The 14,834-nt window shown below is 70.8% G+C and carries 14 protein-coding genes; 12 read left to right on the top strand and 2 right to left on the bottom strand.

The genetic code is table 11. From position 1 onward, the window contains the following. The first annotated feature begins 10 nt into the window (after positions 1-10). Positions 11-3,229, top strand: a complete 3,219-nt coding sequence (locus ACIP84_RS29475) for a hypothetical protein (protein ID WP_401801820.1) — start codon at positions 11-13, stop codon at positions 3,227-3,229. Beyond that, on the top strand, positions 3,229-3,759 hold the full coding sequence (locus ACIP84_RS29480; protein ID WP_401801823.1) for a hypothetical protein: 531 nt from the start codon (positions 3,229-3,231) through the stop codon (positions 3,757-3,759). The genes ACIP84_RS29475 and ACIP84_RS29480 overlap by 1 nt, the downstream gene beginning before the upstream one ends. A gap of 113 nt (positions 3,760-3,872) precedes the next feature. On the opposite strand, the gene ACIP84_RS29485 is transcribed toward ACIP84_RS29480, so the two are convergent. Together ACIP84_RS29485 and ACIP84_RS29490 are read right to left on the bottom strand one after the other, a co-directional pair. Then, positions 3,873-4,604 carry a hypothetical protein gene (locus tag ACIP84_RS29485; protein WP_401801827.1) on the bottom strand — a complete coding sequence of 244 codons (732 nt, stop codon included), beginning with the start codon at positions 4,602-4,604 and terminating at the stop codon, positions 3,873-3,875. A 102-nt stretch (positions 4,605-4,706) separates the two neighbouring features. Then, entirely contained in the window at positions 4,707-5,381 is a 675-nt protein-coding gene (locus tag ACIP84_RS29490; protein WP_401801829.1) for a hypothetical protein, read from the bottom strand. Between the two features lie 187 nt (positions 5,382-5,568). On the opposite strand from ACIP84_RS29490, the gene ACIP84_RS29495 reads away from it, so the two are divergent. The 10 genes from ACIP84_RS29495 to metK all read left to right on the top strand — a co-directional run bounded on the left by ACIP84_RS29495 (position 5,569) and on the right by metK (position 14,834). Continuing rightward, positions 5,569-7,005, top strand: a complete 1,437-nt coding sequence (locus ACIP84_RS29495) for an MFS transporter (RefSeq protein WP_401801832.1) — start codon at positions 5,569-5,571, stop codon at positions 7,003-7,005. A 77-nt stretch (positions 7,006-7,082) separates the two neighbouring features. Beyond that, the gene (locus tag ACIP84_RS29500) at positions 7,083-8,288 is read left to right on the top strand and encodes a trans-sulfuration enzyme family protein (RefSeq protein WP_401801835.1); all 1,206 of its coding nucleotides are present in this window, start codon (positions 7,083-7,085) and stop codon (positions 8,286-8,288) included. A gap of 64 nt (positions 8,289-8,352) precedes the next feature. After that, positions 8,353-8,892, top strand: a complete 540-nt coding sequence (locus ACIP84_RS29505) for a MaoC family dehydratase (RefSeq protein WP_355963901.1) — start codon at positions 8,353-8,355, stop codon at positions 8,890-8,892. Positions 8,893-8,970: 78 nt separating this feature from the next. Next, positions 8,971-9,819, top strand: coding sequence for a class I SAM-dependent methyltransferase (locus ACIP84_RS29510; RefSeq protein WP_401801838.1), 849 nt, complete (start codon positions 8,971-8,973; stop codon positions 9,817-9,819). 180 nt (positions 9,820-9,999) lie between these two features. Beyond that, on the top strand, positions 10,000-11,043 hold the full coding sequence (locus tag ACIP84_RS29515; RefSeq protein WP_401801840.1) for a class I SAM-dependent methyltransferase: 1,044 nt from the start codon (positions 10,000-10,002) through the stop codon (positions 11,041-11,043). A 25-nt stretch (positions 11,044-11,068) separates the two neighbouring features. Continuing rightward, positions 11,069-11,962 (top strand): diiron oxygenase, encoded by an 894-nt coding sequence (locus ACIP84_RS29520; RefSeq protein WP_355963896.1) that lies wholly within the window; start codon positions 11,069-11,071, stop codon positions 11,960-11,962. Positions 11,963-12,004: 42 nt separating this feature from the next. Then, positions 12,005-12,904 carry a hypothetical protein gene (locus tag ACIP84_RS29525; RefSeq protein ID WP_401801842.1) on the top strand — a complete coding sequence of 300 codons (900 nt, stop codon included), beginning with the start codon at positions 12,005-12,007 and terminating at the stop codon, positions 12,902-12,904. A gap of 1 nt (position 12,905) precedes the next feature. Then, positions 12,906-13,349 (top strand): holo-ACP synthase, encoded by a 444-nt coding sequence (gene acpS, locus ACIP84_RS29530; RefSeq protein ID WP_401801845.1) that lies wholly within the window; start codon positions 12,906-12,908, stop codon positions 13,347-13,349. Between the two features lie 13 nt (positions 13,350-13,362). After that, positions 13,363-13,614 (top strand): acyl carrier protein, encoded by a 252-nt coding sequence (locus tag ACIP84_RS29535; protein ID WP_355963891.1) that lies wholly within the window; start codon positions 13,363-13,365, stop codon positions 13,612-13,614. Continuing rightward, positions 13,611-14,834 (top strand): methionine adenosyltransferase, encoded by a 1,224-nt coding sequence (metK, locus tag ACIP84_RS29540; protein WP_401801848.1) that lies wholly within the window; start codon positions 13,611-13,613, stop codon positions 14,832-14,834. The genes ACIP84_RS29535 and metK overlap by 4 nt, the downstream gene beginning before the upstream one ends.

The following is a 14,834-nucleotide window of genomic DNA, read 5'->3' on the forward strand; positions in this document are numbered from 1 at the left end:
GGCGGAATCCATGCTGCGGTCGGCCAGTACGACCGACAACCAGTTCTTCGGCGGTACGACCTCCACGGACATCGCCACCTATCTGCGGCACGGCGGCTTCCCCGCCAAGAAGGTCACCGAGGGCACCGCGGCGTTCCGCGTCGAGGTCGAGAACCTCAAGCAGGCCTGGGCCACGTGCAACCACGGTGACCCGGTCGACCCGCGCAACGCCCTCAGCGAGGTCGTCTCCCAGGCCTCGGCCGAGTGGGAGACGGAGTACGCCGGCCAGAACACGCAGCGCACGATCATCATGCGGGCGGAGGCCGACGCCGCCGCGGCGACGAAGGCCGCCACCGACAACATGATCGAGGCCATCGGCCAGGCGTGGCTCGCCGACCAGATCCTGCGCTGGCAGAAGTACTGGCACGACCAGCTCGCGGCCGACCCGGACCACATCCTCAAGCCCAAGCAGGCCCTCTTCGACCAGGCGAAGTCCGACCTGGAGAAGGCCCGCGGCAAGGTCCGGACGCTCGTCACCACGGCCCGGGAGCAGGCCGGTCTGGCCACCGCCGCCGCGCAGCGTGCGGTGACCGCCCAGCAGGACGCCTGGGCCATCGCGGACGCCGCGGAGGCGCCGCGCGGCCGGGGCCTGATGTACGCCCAGCAGTCGGTGCAGGTCGCCCGCGCCTCCGGCGCGGCCGCCACGGCCGCCGCGAAGGCGACGGAGACGGCGCTGAACGCGGCGAACGCCACGGTCTCGACGTCCCAGACGCTGCTGGCCCTGGCACAGACCCAGACGCACGCCGTGAAGACCGAGTTCCACCGCATCGCCGCCCAGGAGGCCGCCGCGCAGGCGAAGGCCGCGGCGGACAGCGCGGACCGGAACGCGGCCGAGGCCGAGGCGAATCTGAAGATCGCCAAGGAGGCCCAGGCCACCGCGGAGCGCGAGGAACAGGAGGCCAAGCAGGCGGCGGCGACGGCGCAGAGCAAGCGTGCTGTCGCTGAGATGGAGCGAGCCAACGCGGCCGCTGCCCGTGCCACCGCAGAATCGGAGCGGGACAAGGCGAATGTCGCCGAACAGGCGGCTCAGGAGCAGCGGGGCGTCGCGGCCACGGCACGCGGCAGCGCCGTAGCAGCGGGCCAGAGTGCGTTCGCGCACCTGGAGGACTCGCTTGGTGCGGAGGGCCGCGCCGAGGCTGCGCGGGACACCGCCGTGAAGGCAGACCGGGCCAAGAACGCCGCGCTCTCCCGCGCGTCGGCGCTCGAGGCGGCCGCAGCCGCCGCCGAGGGCAGCGCGTCGGCGGGCGAGGCGCGGCAGGCGGCGACCGATGCCCGTGCGGCGGCCGACGTGGCCGTGTCGGCGGCCGCTTCGGCGTGGACCGCGGCCAACACCGCCACTACGGCGGCGAAGAACGCCCGTTCCGCGGCAACCGTGGCCAATGGCGCGGCGGAGCGGGCCCGTTCCGCCTCCGAGGGCGCGTGGTCGGCGTACATGACCTCCGTGGGTTCCGCCGCGGCGGCACACGCGGCCGCGGCAGAGGCCATCGACGCCTCGGAGGCGGCGGCGCAGAACGCCAAGGACGCCGAAGCCGACTCCAAGAAGGCGTCCGCTGCGGCGGCTCTGGCCAAGAAGGAGGCCGCGGCGGCGCACACCGAGGCGGTTATGACCGCCCAGTGGGCGGCGAAGACGGCTGGGTACGCGTACGCCACCGCCCAGGCGGCGAGCGCGGCGCGGGACACCGCGACCCAGGTGATCAAGCCGGCCAACGAGGCCATCGGCATCGGTACTCCGTACCAGGAGACCGACGCGTCGGCGGCGTTCGCGGTCCTCACCGGCCAGAACGCGCTGACCCTCTCGGAGCAGCAGGCGAAGGCCGCCGAGGCCAAAGCGGTCCAGGCGGCGGCGTACTCGGCGGAGGCACAGCGTCTTGCCGATCAGGCGGCGGTCGACGACAAGCTGGCGGCCGAGGCGGCAGCGGCGGCGGCCAAGGACGCGGAACGCGCGGCAAAGGCGGCCAAGCGTGCCCAGATCGCCGCGGCGGAGGCCGAAAAGGCGGCCAAGGCCGCGCAGGCCGCCGCCGAGCGGGCCGACGGCTGGGCCATGCAGGCGGGCGAGGATGCGATGTACGCGTCCTTCGCGGCGAACGAGGCGACATCCGACGCGGTAGCCGCCGACAGCGCCGCCACCGAGGCGGAGAAGGATGCGAGCAGCGCGCGGTCGGCGGCGACCGCCGCGAGCGCGGACGCCGCGATGGCGGAGGGCGCAGCCACGAAGGCCGAGCAGGACGCCACGAAGGCCGAGGCCTCGGCTGCCAACTCCCAGGAGTACGCCGAAGAGGCCGAGACGGCCGCGACGCATGCCGAGGAGGAGGAGCGCCGGGAGATCGAGGCCGAGCGCAAGGCCGCGATGGAGAACGGCAGCACCCCGGTGACGGGCGGTTCCTCGTCCTGGCCTGGGATGACGGCCGATGAGGAGCAGATTCTTCTCGCCGAGTGCGGTCAACAGTGCGTGGACGACTACCGTGCAGCCCTCCAGGCGGTCGGAGCCAGCGTCATCGACTGGGTCATCGCCAACGGCGCCGACGTTCTCCTGGAGTTCATCGGGGTCAACGATCTCAAGCGCTGCCTCGGCCAGGGCGATGTGGAGAGCTGTCTGTGGACGCTGGTGAACGTGGCGAGCCTGGTGGCCGTCGTCGGCAAACTTCCCGCGGTCACCAAGGCGATCGCCACGGTCGTCTCCGGCATCGCCCGCTTCTTCGAGAAGGCGGAGTGGGGCAAGCGCACGCTGAACCAGCTGCGCAAGATCATCGAGAAGGTGCGGAAGGACGGTCACAAGCCGCCGCACTGTCTGGTGAAGGGGGCGACCATGTCGATCGCGTCCTTCAGCGGGATCTCGGACAGGGCGGCTGCAGCCTCCGACGAACCGGAGGTGCCCTGCTTCAAGGGGCTCACCCGCGGTGCGTCCTTCAAGGAGCACTGGAAGAGCAAGAAGGACATGCTCGGCAAGTTCCTCGGGAAGACCTACCCCAAGTGGAAGGACGATGAGGGCGCCGAACTGCTCAGCGACCTGTTCGAGCTGATCACTAGCGGTAAGGTCAAGTATGTGGGTATGGGCACGCTCAAGGCGGGTCAGCCTGCCGCACACGTGTTCCGCGGCAGTGGTTTGACGCTCATCGTGAAGCCGAACGGCGAGTGGTGGACCCTGCTCCAGTCCGGTGCGGGTATGGACCTCGGTATCGTGATGCTGTGATGAGCAATTCACTGTTTGACCGAATGGTCCGGGGCCCGGTCCGGGACGTACTGGTCCCTGGGTATATCGACAGGGATCGGGAGCATCCGCTGTTCAAGCCGTTCCCGGTCTCGGTTTTTCTGGAACTGGAGGACGGGTTCGTTGAACTCGCCACGGTCCAGGACGAAGGTAGGATGACGGTCGAATTCGTCACCGAACCAGGGATTCCCGAAGCCCTGCTCGACGACGAGGACGAGTTCTGTTTCGACTCGCGCGGTCTGGACGTCCTCACGGACGCACACGACTCGCTGCGCGTCACTCGGATCCGGGGGGTGCTGCCTGGAGCGTCTGTTTCAGTGGCCGGGGATCCCGGGACGGAGTACGAATGCCTCGAATTCCGCTTCGAGGACGGTGGATGCCTTTTCGCCGACCCCGGATACCCCTTGGGCATCCGGCTCGGTGGTGAGGGCGCGTACGACCGGCTCATGGAGCTGAACGCCGGACGGCCGACGGGCCCCGAGCCCGGACGGCCGTTCGTCTGGGCTCCCTAGCAGCTCGATTCCGTGACGGAACGAGGAGGGGCCACCCCGCTGGGGTGGCCCCTCCTTCGCGTTCCGTCGTGCTCGTCCGTCCGTCGTGCTCGTGGCCCACGACGGGTGGCGGATCAGCCCAGCTGCTCCACTTGTGCTCTGACGATCGCCTCCGGCATCGCGCTGTTCTTCGGGGTCAGCATGTTCACGCCGTAGAAGACCGCGACCACGCCGTCCTTCCGCACCACTGTGAACGTCATGGTGACGCTCTGCTTGCCGATGACATTGGTGATGCGGTAGCCGAGGGCCTCGTCCCCCAGAGCGGGCGCCTTCACCGGCTCGACCGCCCTGTACGTGAGGCCGAGAGTCTTGAAGCCGCCGGGACACTCCTTGACGGAGGTGCGCAGGTCGGTCATGACCTTCTGGGCGTTCTTCGGCGAGTGGGAGGCCAGCCACATCGAGCCGACGGTGGCGTTCTTCGCCTCGGTCGGTTCCAGCGAGCGGTGTTCCACGCTCACCGCCGGGAGGTGGGTGAAGCCGCCGGCCAGGCTGGCGAGCGGCTGGCACTCGGCCTTGTCGGCCTTCAAGTCGCGGCCTGCCTCGACGTCGGCCTGCGCGACCTTCTTGATCTCGAAGCCGTTGCTCGTGCCGGAGAGGGTCGCCTTCTCTAGGGCCTGCGGGGCCATGGCCCCCATACGCCTGGCCTCGGCGTCGGCCTTCTCCTCGGCGCTCGGTGAGCCGGGGGAGCTCTTCGCGCTCGTCTTCGGCTTCCCGTTGCCGGAATCCTTCGATTCCCCGCTGCACGCGGATATCGCGAGGAGGGCCGGCAATACGGCGGCGATCGGAAGGGCCCTTCGCAGTTTCATGTGCTTTCCTGGCATCTCTCGCGGGTGAAGACAAACGAAAATGATCTTACCGGCGGTAGAAGTCGTTCCTTGTCACATTTCGGCGTCGGCCGGTGTTCGTGCTCACCCCGTACCTGACATGTCGGCAAGTTCAGCGAGTTCACGTTCCAGGTTCTCCCGCGCCTTCCCCTCCCAGACCGCCGCCCCGTAAGGGGTGTGGAAAAGCCGGGGCAGGTCGAGGAGTTGGCGGAGGACCGCCGCGCGACCCGCGCGGAAGGCGTCGTCGGGGACGAATCCGTACTCCTCGCGGACCGCCGCCGCATACCCCCTGTACGTATCGGGGTCGGTGGCCAGGATCGCCAGGTCGGCGTCGCAGAGGGTCTCGCCGTTGAGGTCGCCCGGGGCCGGGTCGTGAGTGACCGTCAGGCGGACCAGGCGGGCGACCTCCGCGACCTCGTGCGGGGTGAGTCCGGCCTCGGTGAGCGCCTTCTCGGCGAGGACGGCCGAGCGCTCCTCGTTCTCGGAGCGGTCGGGGCGGTAGACGGCGTCGTGGAACCAGGCGGCGAGCCGTACGAGCTCCAACTCCCCGCCCTCGCCGCCCTGGTCGGTGAGTTCGTCGATCCGGGCGAGGACCGCCCGGAGGTGGTCGACCGTGTGGTAGCGGCGCTGGGGCTCGGCCCATCGGGCCAGCAGGTTGCGGCCGTACGGGGCGGGGTCGGGGCCCTCGCGGCCGGCGCGGGCGGCGTGCAGGGTGGAGTTCCAGCGCTGGAGCAGCTCGGGGTGTTCCTCGGCGGTCATGAGGGCATTCTGCCCGGCTCGCGGGCCGGAAGGCCCGCTTACCCCGTGTCCTCGGCAGCGCTTTCCCCTCACTCTTACATACCCCCCATGGGTATGCTACGGTGCTGTGCAAAGGTACCCCCTAGGGGTATGCCCCGAGTCCCGGTCGGGACCGCTCGGGGGCCGCAGCGAGTGAAGGGTCAGGGCAATGTCAACCGTCAATCCCCGGCGCTGGTGGGCACTTGTCGTGCTCGCCGCCGCACAGTTCATGGTCATCATGGACACGTCGATCATCGGGGTCGCGCTCCCCGAGATGCAGAAGGACCTGGGCTTCTCGCAGAGCGAGCTCCAGTGGATCTTCAACGCCTATGTGATCGTCTTCGGCGGGCTGCTGCTCCTCGGCGGACGCCTCTCCGACCTCGTCGGAGCCCGCAGGATCTTCGTCGCCGGCTGGGCCGTCATGATCGCCGGCTCGGTCCTCGCCGCCGCCGCGCAGACCGCCTGGGTCGAGATCGCGGGCCGCGCCGTCCAGGGCGTCGGCGGCGCGCTCATCGCGCCCTCCGCCATGACCCTGCTGATGATCCTCTTCATGCACGACCCTAAGGAGCTCGGCAAGGCGATGGCGCTCTACGGCGCCGCCGCCCCGGCCGGCGGAACCGCGGGCGTCTTCCTCGGCGGTGTCTTCACCGAGTGGATGAGCTGGCAGTGGGTCTTCATCGTCTACATCCCCATCGGCCTCGCGACCCTCGCCGCCACCAAGCTCCTGCCGAACGTCGAGTCCCGCCGCGGCTCCGTCGACATCCTCGGCGCCGTCGCCGTCACCGCCGGCCTCGCGCTCGCCGTCTTCGCCGTCGTCCGCGCCCCCGAGGTCGGCTGGGGCTCCACCGGCACGATCCTCCAGCTGATCGGCGCCGCCGCCCTCCTGATCCTCTTCTTCGTGATCCAGAAGAGCATCAGCGAGCCGCTCATGCCGCTCAGCGTGTGGCGCGTCCCGCGCCTCGGCTCGGCCAACCTGGCCATGACGCTGCTCGGCGCCGCCTGGATCCCGATGTGGTACTTCCTCAACCTGTACCTCCAGCAGGTCCTGGGCTTCGGCGCCTTCGAGTCCGGTGCCGCCCTGCTCCCGATGACCGTGCTCCTCATGATCTTCATGACGGCCATCACGGCCCGGCTGATGATGAAGGTCGGCGCCAAGCCGCTCATCGCCGGCGGCCTGCTGGTCCTCGCCGCCGGTCTGGTCTGGCTCGCCGCCGTCCCGCCCACCGGCTCCTTCCTCGTCGACGTCCTGCCGGCCTCGCTGGTCGCCGCGCTCGGCATGTCCCTCGCCTACATCCCGACGATGATGACCGCCATGTCCGGCGCCCCGCAGGAGCAGGCCGGTCTCGCCTCCGGCATCGTCAACACCACCTACAACGTCGGCTCCGCCCTCGGCCTCGCCGCGCTGACCGCCGTCGCCATGTCCCAGGGCGCCGACCAGCTCGGCAACCTGCCGAAGCTGACGGACGGCTTCTCGTCCGCCTTCGTCGGCGCCGCGGTCATCGCCGCCGTCGGCGGTGTGATCACCCTCCTCGTGATGAAGAGCGACAAGGCGGTCGCGTCCGAGGCCGCCGCCCCCGCGCCGCAGGGCGAGAAGGTCACCGCCTGACGCCCGCCCCCGAGGGGCCGCCCGATGTCCCTCCCGGACGTCGGGCGGCCCCTTCTCCGTACCAGGGAAGGAATGCCATGGAACTCGGCACCCGCGCCGTCCACGTCGTCAACGAGCCGCTCCCGCCCGGCAGCCGGCCGCTCTCCGTGCCCCTCGTGCAGTCCTCCGCCTTCGCCTTCGAGTCGGCCGCCGGGCTCGCCGACGCCATGGCGGGACCCGACGGGGCGTACGTCTACAGCCGCCGCGGCAACCCGACCGTACGGGCCCTTGAGCAGACCCTCGCCGGTCTTGAGGGCGGCGCCGGGGCCATCGCGTTCGCCTCCGGGATGGGCGCCGTCAGCGGCGTCCTGCTCGCCCTGCTGCGCCCCGGCGACCGCGTGGTGGCCCAGCGCTGCCTGTACGGCGGGACCCATGCCGTCCTCGCCGACCTGGCCGAGCGGTACGGGATCGAGGTCGTACGGATCTCCGGCGACGACCCGGCCGAGTTCGAGGCCGCCGCCACGCACCCCGCCACCCGGCTGCTCGTCCTGGAGACCATCGCCAACCCCACGGGGCAGGTCCCCGACCTGCCCGGACTGCTTGCCGCGGCCCGCGCCCTCGGCGTCGTCGGCCTCGTCGACAACTCCCTCGCCTCGCCCGTCCTGTGCCGCCCCCTGGAGCACGGTGCCGACATCGTCGTCCACTCCACCACCAAGTACCTCTCCGGGCACTCGGACGTCCTCGGCGGCGCCGCCGTCTTCGCCGACGACGAGCTGCGCCGCCGGATCTGGCCCCGCACGGTCGAACTCGGCGCCTGCGCCGACCCGTTCGCCGCCTGGCTGACCCTGCGCGGGATCCCCACCCTGCCGCTGCGGATGCGCGCGCACTGCGCCGGGGCCGCGGTCCTCGCCGAGCGGCTCGCCGCCCACCCCCGCGTCTCGGCCGTCCACTACCCGTGGCTTGCCGGCCACCCCTCGTACGAGCGCGCCCGCACGGTGCTGGACGGCGGCGGCGGGCTGCTGTCGTTCGAGCTCACGGGGGGCCGGGAGGCCGGCCGGGCCTTCATCGAGCGCGTACGGGTGGCCCGGCTCGCGCTCTCCCTCGGCGGCGTGGAGACCCTCGTGACCCATCCGGCGTCCACGTCCCACCGGGAGCTCGACGGGGCCGCCCTGGAGGCCGCGGGGATAGCCCCCGGGCTCGTGCGGATGTCGGTCGGCATCGAGGACGTCGAGGACCTGTGGGCCGATGCCGAACAGGCCCTCGGACAAAGCCTCTTGGGGTCTTCTTTTGGGTTGACAAAATAAATGACTGATTCGTAGATTGGTGTGTGCCAGGGAAACACCACTCCTAGGTCAAGGGGGGCGCACGATGCGCTACTTCGAGGACTTCCGGCCCGGCGACGTCCACGAGCTGGGCGCCGTCACCGTCACGGCGGAGGAGGTGCTGGAGTTCGGCAGGCGCTTCGATCCGCAGCCCTTCCACACGGACCCCGCGCGCGCGGAGCAGTCGCCGTTCCGCGGACTGATCGCGAGCGGATTCCACACCCAGGCGATGTTCATGCGCCGCTACGTCGACGGACTGCTCGCCTACAGCGCCTGTATGGGCTCGCCCGGCATCGACGAGGTCCGCTACCTGCGGCCCGTCCGCCCGGGCGACGTCCTCACCGCGCGCGTCGAGATCCTCGGCTCCACCCCGTCGCCGTTCCATCCCGCCACCGGCACCGTGAAACCGCGGTGCACTCTGGTGGCCTCCGACGGGACGGCCGTGTTCAGCATGATCCTGCACAGCATCTTCCGCCGGCGCCCCGCCGACTCCGAGGCCGACCATCTGTCGTCGATGCCCGCGGCCGAGGACCCCGTCGCCTGTGGGCGACCGGCCAAGACCTGTGTCCCGGTCATGAGCGCCTGACGAACCGTCCTTCGTCGGGCCCCCGAACACGGCCGTCCGTATGCCCGTACATCCACCGAAGTGAAGGGGGGACCTCCTGTGGAGGCCGTATCCCGCACCGCCCAGTGGACCGCCGCCGCGCGCGCCCTGGAGACCGAGCGCGAGGACCGGCTGTTCGCCGATCCCTACGCGCGCACCGTCGCCGACCAGATCGGCTTCGAACTGCTCGAGCGCTACGCGGGCGGCGGCACCGTGCCGTTCCTCGCCATCCGCACCACCTACCTCGACCGCGCCATCATCCGGGCCGTGGAGGAGCGGGGCATCCGCCAGGTCGTCCTCCTCGCCGCCGGCATGGACACCCGCTTCTTCCGGCTGCCCTGGCCCGACGGTGTCACCGTCTACGAGCTCGACCGCCCGGCCCTCCTTGAGGCCAAGGCCGAGATGCTGGCGAAGGAGCCGAAGCCGGCCGGGCGCGACCGGATCACCGTCCCCGTCGACCTCACCCAGGACTGGACCGGCCCCCTCAAGGAGGCGGGCTGGAAGAGCGAGGAGCCCGTCCTGTGGGTGGTGGAGGGACTGCTCTTCTTCCTCCCCGAGCAGGCCGTACGGACCCTCATGTCGACGCTCTCCGCGCACGCCGCCCCCGGCTCCGTGCTGCTCGGCGACGTCATCTCGAAGGCCGCCCTGGAGAACCCGCTCGCCCGCGGGTTCATGAAGGCCCTGGACGAGGACGGCAACCCGTGGCTCTTCGGCACCGAGGAGCCCGAGGCGCTGCTCGCCGACTGCGGCTGGGCCGTACGCGAGGTCAGGCAGCCCGGTGAGGACGGCGCCGACTTCGGCCGCTGGCCCTACCCGGTACCGGCCCGCTCGGTCCCGCGCGTGCCCCGCTCCTTCCTGTTCACGTGCGACCTGCCGGGCGGGAACGGATACGAGGGGGTGGCCGCGTGAGCGCCCACCGGGGGTCCGGGGGTCGTCCCCCGGGTCGGCACAGCACGTGCGACCTGCCGGGCGGGAACGGCTACGAGGAGGTGGCCGCGTGAGCGCCCACCGGGGGTCCGGGGGTCGTCCCCCGGGCCGGCACAGCACGTGCGACCTGCCGGGCGGGAACGGCTACGAGGAGGTGGCCGCGTGAGCGCCCACGACTTCCACCAGAGGGTCATCACCGACGCCGGAGCGGCCGTCCGCGGCCTGACCGTCTCCCTCGGACAGCGCCTCGGCCTCTACCGGGCGCTGGCCGAACGGGCCCCGCTCACCTCCGCCGCGCTCGCGGAGGCGACCGGCACGAACGAGCGGTACATCGAGGAGTGGCTGCACGCCCAGCTGTCCGCCGGATACGTCGAGCGGCACCCCAGCTCCCTCACGTACACGCTCCCCGCGGACCACGTCGAGGTGCTCGCGGACCCGAAGGCCGTCACGTACGCCGCCGGGTTCTTCACCGCCCTCAAGGCGCTGTACGCCACCGAGGACCTGCTCGTGGAGGCGTACCGCACCGGTGACGGGGTCGGCTGGGCCGAGCACGACGCGGCCCTCGACACCGGCATGGGCTCCTTCTTCCAGCCGACGTACGAGCACAAGCTCGTCGCCGACTGGCTGCCCGCCCTCCACCAGGTCACCGGCAAGCTCGCCGCCGGCGGCACCGTCGCCGACGTGGGCTGCGGCGTCGGCCACACCACGCTGCTCATCGCGAAGGCCTTCCCGCACGCCACCGTGCACGGCTTCGACTACTCGGAGGAGGCCATCTCGATCGCCCGGGAGCTCGCCGAGGAGGCGGGCCTCTCCGAGCGGGTCGTCTTCGAGGTCGCCTCGGCCGACGACTACCCCGGCTCCGGTTACGACCTGGTCTGCTTCTTCAACGCCCTGCACGACATGGGCGACCCGGTCGCCGCCGCCCAGCACGTCCACAAGTCCCTGGACGCGGACGGCACGTGGATGCTCGTCGAGTCGAACGTCTCCCCGCAGGACATCGACGTGCAGACGCCCGCCGCCCGCATGTTCATGGCCCTGTCCGCCGTCATGTGCCTGCCCGTCGCGGTCGCCCAGCGCGGCCCGCACGCACTCGGCAACCACTCCGGTGAGAAGGCCTTCCGGGCCATCGCGGAGGAGGCCGGCTTCACCCGCTGGCGGCGTGCCACCGAGACCCCGGTGAACGCGGTCTACGAAGTCCGGCCCTGAACGACCGAAGCCTGGAGGAACCATCATGGGCGCCACCGCCCCCCTGCCCGTCACCGACCGGTTCATGGAGGTCCTGGAGCGGCTCAGCGAGCGCTCCGTCGAGGACTACTACAACCCGTACCAGACCTTCCAGTGGCCCGAGACGCTGGAGGAGAACCGCTTCTGGATGACCCCGGAGCTGCTCACCGTCTACGGCACCCGGCACTACGACGCCCTCGGCGAGGAAACGCTTCAGCGCCTGTCGAAGTGGGAGTCCGTCAACTTCTACAGCCTCAACGTGCACGGCATCCGCGAGCTCCTCATCGAGGTCGTCGGCCGCATCCACATGCCCGGCTTCGAGGTGCCCTCGGACTTCTTCCACCACTTCATCGGTGAGGAGAACGAACACATGTGGTTCTTCTCCGAGTTCTGCCGCCGCTACGGCCACAAGATCTACGGCTCCACCGCCATGCGCGCCGACGCCGCCTGGGAGCCCGAGGTCGAGAACTTCCTCGTCTTCACCCGCATCCTCTTCTTCGAGGAGCTCGTCGACCACTACAACTCCCGGATGGCGAAGGACACCTCGCTCTGCCACACCATCCGCGAGGTCAACCGCATCCACCACCAGGACGAGTCCCGGCACATCGCCTTCGGGCGCGAGCTGGTCTCCCTGCTGTACGGCCGGATGTGCCAGGCGGTGAGCGCCGAGCGGGTCCGTGAGGTGGAGGCGTACCTCAAGCGGTACGTCGTCTACAGCGTCAACTCCCTCTACAACCCCCACGTGTACCGCGACGCCGGCATCCCCGATCCGCTGGCCCTGCGCAACGCGCTGGTCGCCGACGAGAGCCGCCGCCCCCACGAGCGCAAGGCGATCCGCAAGCCGCTCGCCTTCTTCCTGAAGACCGGGATCTTCTCCGACGACACCCTGCCCGTCGTCTGAGCGGCCGGGACCGGAACCTCCCACCCGAGAGGTGAAGAGATCATGACCGTGACGACCCCCGCGCACAGCGGGGAGAACGTGGGCTCGACGAGGGGACTCCCCTCGCTCGGGCCGGAGGGGACCCGCCTGCTGCGGCTCCTCGACGACACCTTCGAGAGCTGGGGCGTGGCCGCGGGCGCCCGCCCGATGACCATGCCCCCGCTCCTGCCGGCCGCCGACCTGGCGAAGCTGGACTACTACGACAACTTCCCGCACCAGGCCGTCCTCGCCGCCCCGCTCGACCTGGAAGGACGCCTCACCACCACCTTCGACCGCGAGCACGGGCAGTGGCCCGCCGCCGCCCTCGAACCGGCGGGCCTCGGACTGCCCTCCGCGTCCTGCTACGCCGTCTACCTCGACCACCAGGGCACCCGGGTCGCCGACGACACCCTCGTCACGATCTGCTCCTGGTGCTTCCGCAAGGAGACCCACTACGAGGGCATGCGACGCCAACTAGGCTTCCGCATGCGGGAGATCGTCGCCATCGGCACGCGCGAGCACGCCGAGGCGCACCTCGCCGACTTCACCGCCCGCATCCGGTCCTTCGCCGCGGCGCTCGACCTGCCGCTGCGCAGGGAGGCCGCCTGCGACCCCTTCTTCGACAAGGGCGGCTCGAAGGCGCTGCTCCAGCGCCTCACCCCGGTGAAGTACGAGTTCCTGTACGAGGACCTGGCGATCGCCTCGGTCAACACGCACCGGAACTTCTTCGGCGACCGCTGCGCCATCACCCTGGAGTCGACCGGCGGACCGGCCTTCACCAGCTGCGTCGCCTTCGGCCTCGAACGCTGGCTGTCCGCGCTGACCCGCCGCCACGGCGGCTGGCAGGCGGCGACCGAGGCGGTGCTCGACGCGAACGCCCGCACGCGGGCCGGGGCGAGTGGCGCGGCCGGGCCGGTGATCTGACGTGCCGGCCCGTCCCGCCGCCCCGCCGGCGGGCGGCCTGGGGTGGGCGAACCTCGGCATGGACATCGTGTCCGTCAACCGTGTCCGCAGGCTCCTCGCCCAGTACGGGGAGCGGTTCTTCGAGCGGATGCTCACCCCCGGCGAGCTCGCCGACTGCCGTACCTCCTCCGGGCTCGACGTACTGAGCCTGTGCGGGCGGATCGCGGCCAAGGAAGCGGCCTTCAAGACCTTACGGGTCAGGGGCAGGTTCCTGCCCTGGCCGGACATCGTGGTGCGGCGTTCCGAGGGCGGCTGGCCGCTCGTGGAACTGCACCGGGCGGCCGCCGATATGGCCGCCGAGTCCGGCATCACCGAGATCACCGTGTCCATCAGCCACGACGTGGACTACGCGGTGGCGGTGGCCGCACCGATCATCGCGCCGACACACCCATCCATGAGCAGCTAAAGGAGAGCAACCCATGGCCGACGGCCTGCAGACGGTGAAGAACTGGATCCTCGAGCGTCACCCCGAGCGCGACGACATCGCCTCCGACCTCGACCTGATCGAGAACCGGCTCATCGACTCGCTGTCCTTCGTCGAGTTCGTCTTCCTCCTGGAGCAGGAGAGCGGCACGGCGATCCAGATGGAGACCCTCGAGGTCGAGTCCATCCGCACCCTCGGCGCCATCGAGGAGCACTTCTTCAAGACCCCGGTGGAGGCCCAGGCATGAGCCGCCGCCTCTTCACCTCGGAATCGGTGACCGAGGGACACCCCGACAAGATCGCCGACCGGATCAGCGACACCATCCTCGACGCCCTGCTCGCCGAGGACCCGTCCTCGCGGGTCGCGGTGGAGACCCTGATCACCACGGGTCTCGTGCACATCGCCGGCGAGGTGACCACGACGGCGTACGCGCCGATAGCGAAGCTGGTGCGCGAGGCCGTCCTCGACATCGGCTACGACTCCTCGGCGAAGGGCTTCGACGGCGCCTCCTGCGGCGTCTCGGTGTCCATCGGCGCCCAGTCGCCGGACATCGCGCAGGGCGTGGACACGGCGTACGAGTCCCGGGTCGGGGGAGCCTCCCCGGAGGGGGAGGACGCCGAGCTGGCCGCGCAGGGCGCCGGCGACCAGGGCCTGATGTTCGGGTACGCCTGCGACGACACGGCCGAGCTGATGCCGCTGCCGATCGCGCTCGCCCACCGGCTCTCCCGCCGCCTCACCGAGGTCCGCAGGAACGGCACCGTGCCCTACCTGCGCCCGGACGGGAAGACCCAGGTCACCATCGAGTACGACGGGGACCGCCCGGTCCGCCTCGACACGGTCGTCGTCTCCTCGCAGCACGCGGCCGACATCTCCGTCGAGGGCCTGCTCACCCCGGACGTGCGCGAGTACGTCGTCGAGCACGTCCTCAAGGAGCTGGTCGAGGAGGGCGTCAGCCTGGAGTCCGACGGCTACCGGCTCCTGGTCAACCCGACCGGGCGCTTCGAGGTCGGCGGCCCGATGGGCGACGCGGGACTCACCGGCCGGAAGATCATCATCGACACGTACGGCGGGATGGCCCGGCACGGCGGCGGCGCCTTCTCCGGCAAGGACCCGTCGAAGGTCGACCGGTCGGCGGCGTACGCGATGCGCTGGGTCGCGAAGAACGTCGTCGCGGCCGGTCTCGCCCGCCGCTGCGAGGTGCAGGTGGCGTACGCCATCGGCAAGGCCGAGCCGGTCGGTCTCTTCGTGGAGACCTTCGGCACGGGCACCCTGCCGGACGAGCGGATCCAGGAGGCCGTCGGCGCGGTCTTCGACCTGCGGCCCGCGGCGATCATCCGCGACCTGGACCTCAAGCGGCCGATCTACGCGAAGACGGCGGCGTACGGTCACTTCGGCCGCGAGCTCCCCGAGTTCACCTGGGAGCGCACGGACCGCGTGGAGGCCCTGAAGAAGGCAGCGGGGGAGTAG

Origin of the sequence: Streptomyces sp. NPDC088707 (genome assembly GCF_044752725.1) — a bacterium.
GTDB lineage: Bacteria > Actinomycetota > Actinomycetes > Streptomycetales > Streptomycetaceae > Streptomyces.

Bases quoted from the DNA above. Each gene is read 5' to 3' on its own strand.
- ACIP84_RS29475 (WP_401801820.1), top strand. From the start codon at position 11: ATGCTGCGGTCGGCCAGTACGACCGACAACCAGTTCTTCGGCGGTACG.
- ACIP84_RS29480 (WP_401801823.1), top strand. From the start codon at position 3,229: ATGAGCAATTCACTGTTTGACCGAATGGTCCGGGGCCCGGTCCGGGAC.
- ACIP84_RS29485 (WP_401801827.1), bottom strand. From the start codon at position 4,604: ATGAAACTGCGAAGGGCCCTTCCGATCGCCGCCGTATTGCCGGCCCTC.
- ACIP84_RS29490 (WP_401801829.1), bottom strand. From the start codon at position 5,381: ATGACCGCCGAGGAACACCCCGAGCTGCTCCAGCGCTGGAACTCCACC.
- ACIP84_RS29495 (WP_401801832.1), top strand. From the start codon at position 5,569: ATGTCAACCGTCAATCCCCGGCGCTGGTGGGCACTTGTCGTGCTCGCC.
- ACIP84_RS29500 (WP_401801835.1), top strand. From the start codon at position 7,083: ATGGAACTCGGCACCCGCGCCGTCCACGTCGTCAACGAGCCGCTCCCG.
- ACIP84_RS29505 (WP_355963901.1), top strand. From the start codon at position 8,353: ATGCGCTACTTCGAGGACTTCCGGCCCGGCGACGTCCACGAGCTGGGC.
- ACIP84_RS29520 (WP_355963896.1), top strand. From the start codon at position 11,069: ATGGGCGCCACCGCCCCCCTGCCCGTCACCGACCGGTTCATGGAGGTC.
- ACIP84_RS29525 (WP_401801842.1), top strand. From the start codon at position 12,005: ATGACCGTGACGACCCCCGCGCACAGCGGGGAGAACGTGGGCTCGACG.
- ACIP84_RS29535 (WP_355963891.1), top strand. From the start codon at position 13,363: ATGGCCGACGGCCTGCAGACGGTGAAGAACTGGATCCTCGAGCGTCAC.
- metK (WP_401801848.1), top strand. From the start codon at position 13,611: ATGAGCCGCCGCCTCTTCACCTCGGAATCGGTGACCGAGGGACACCCC.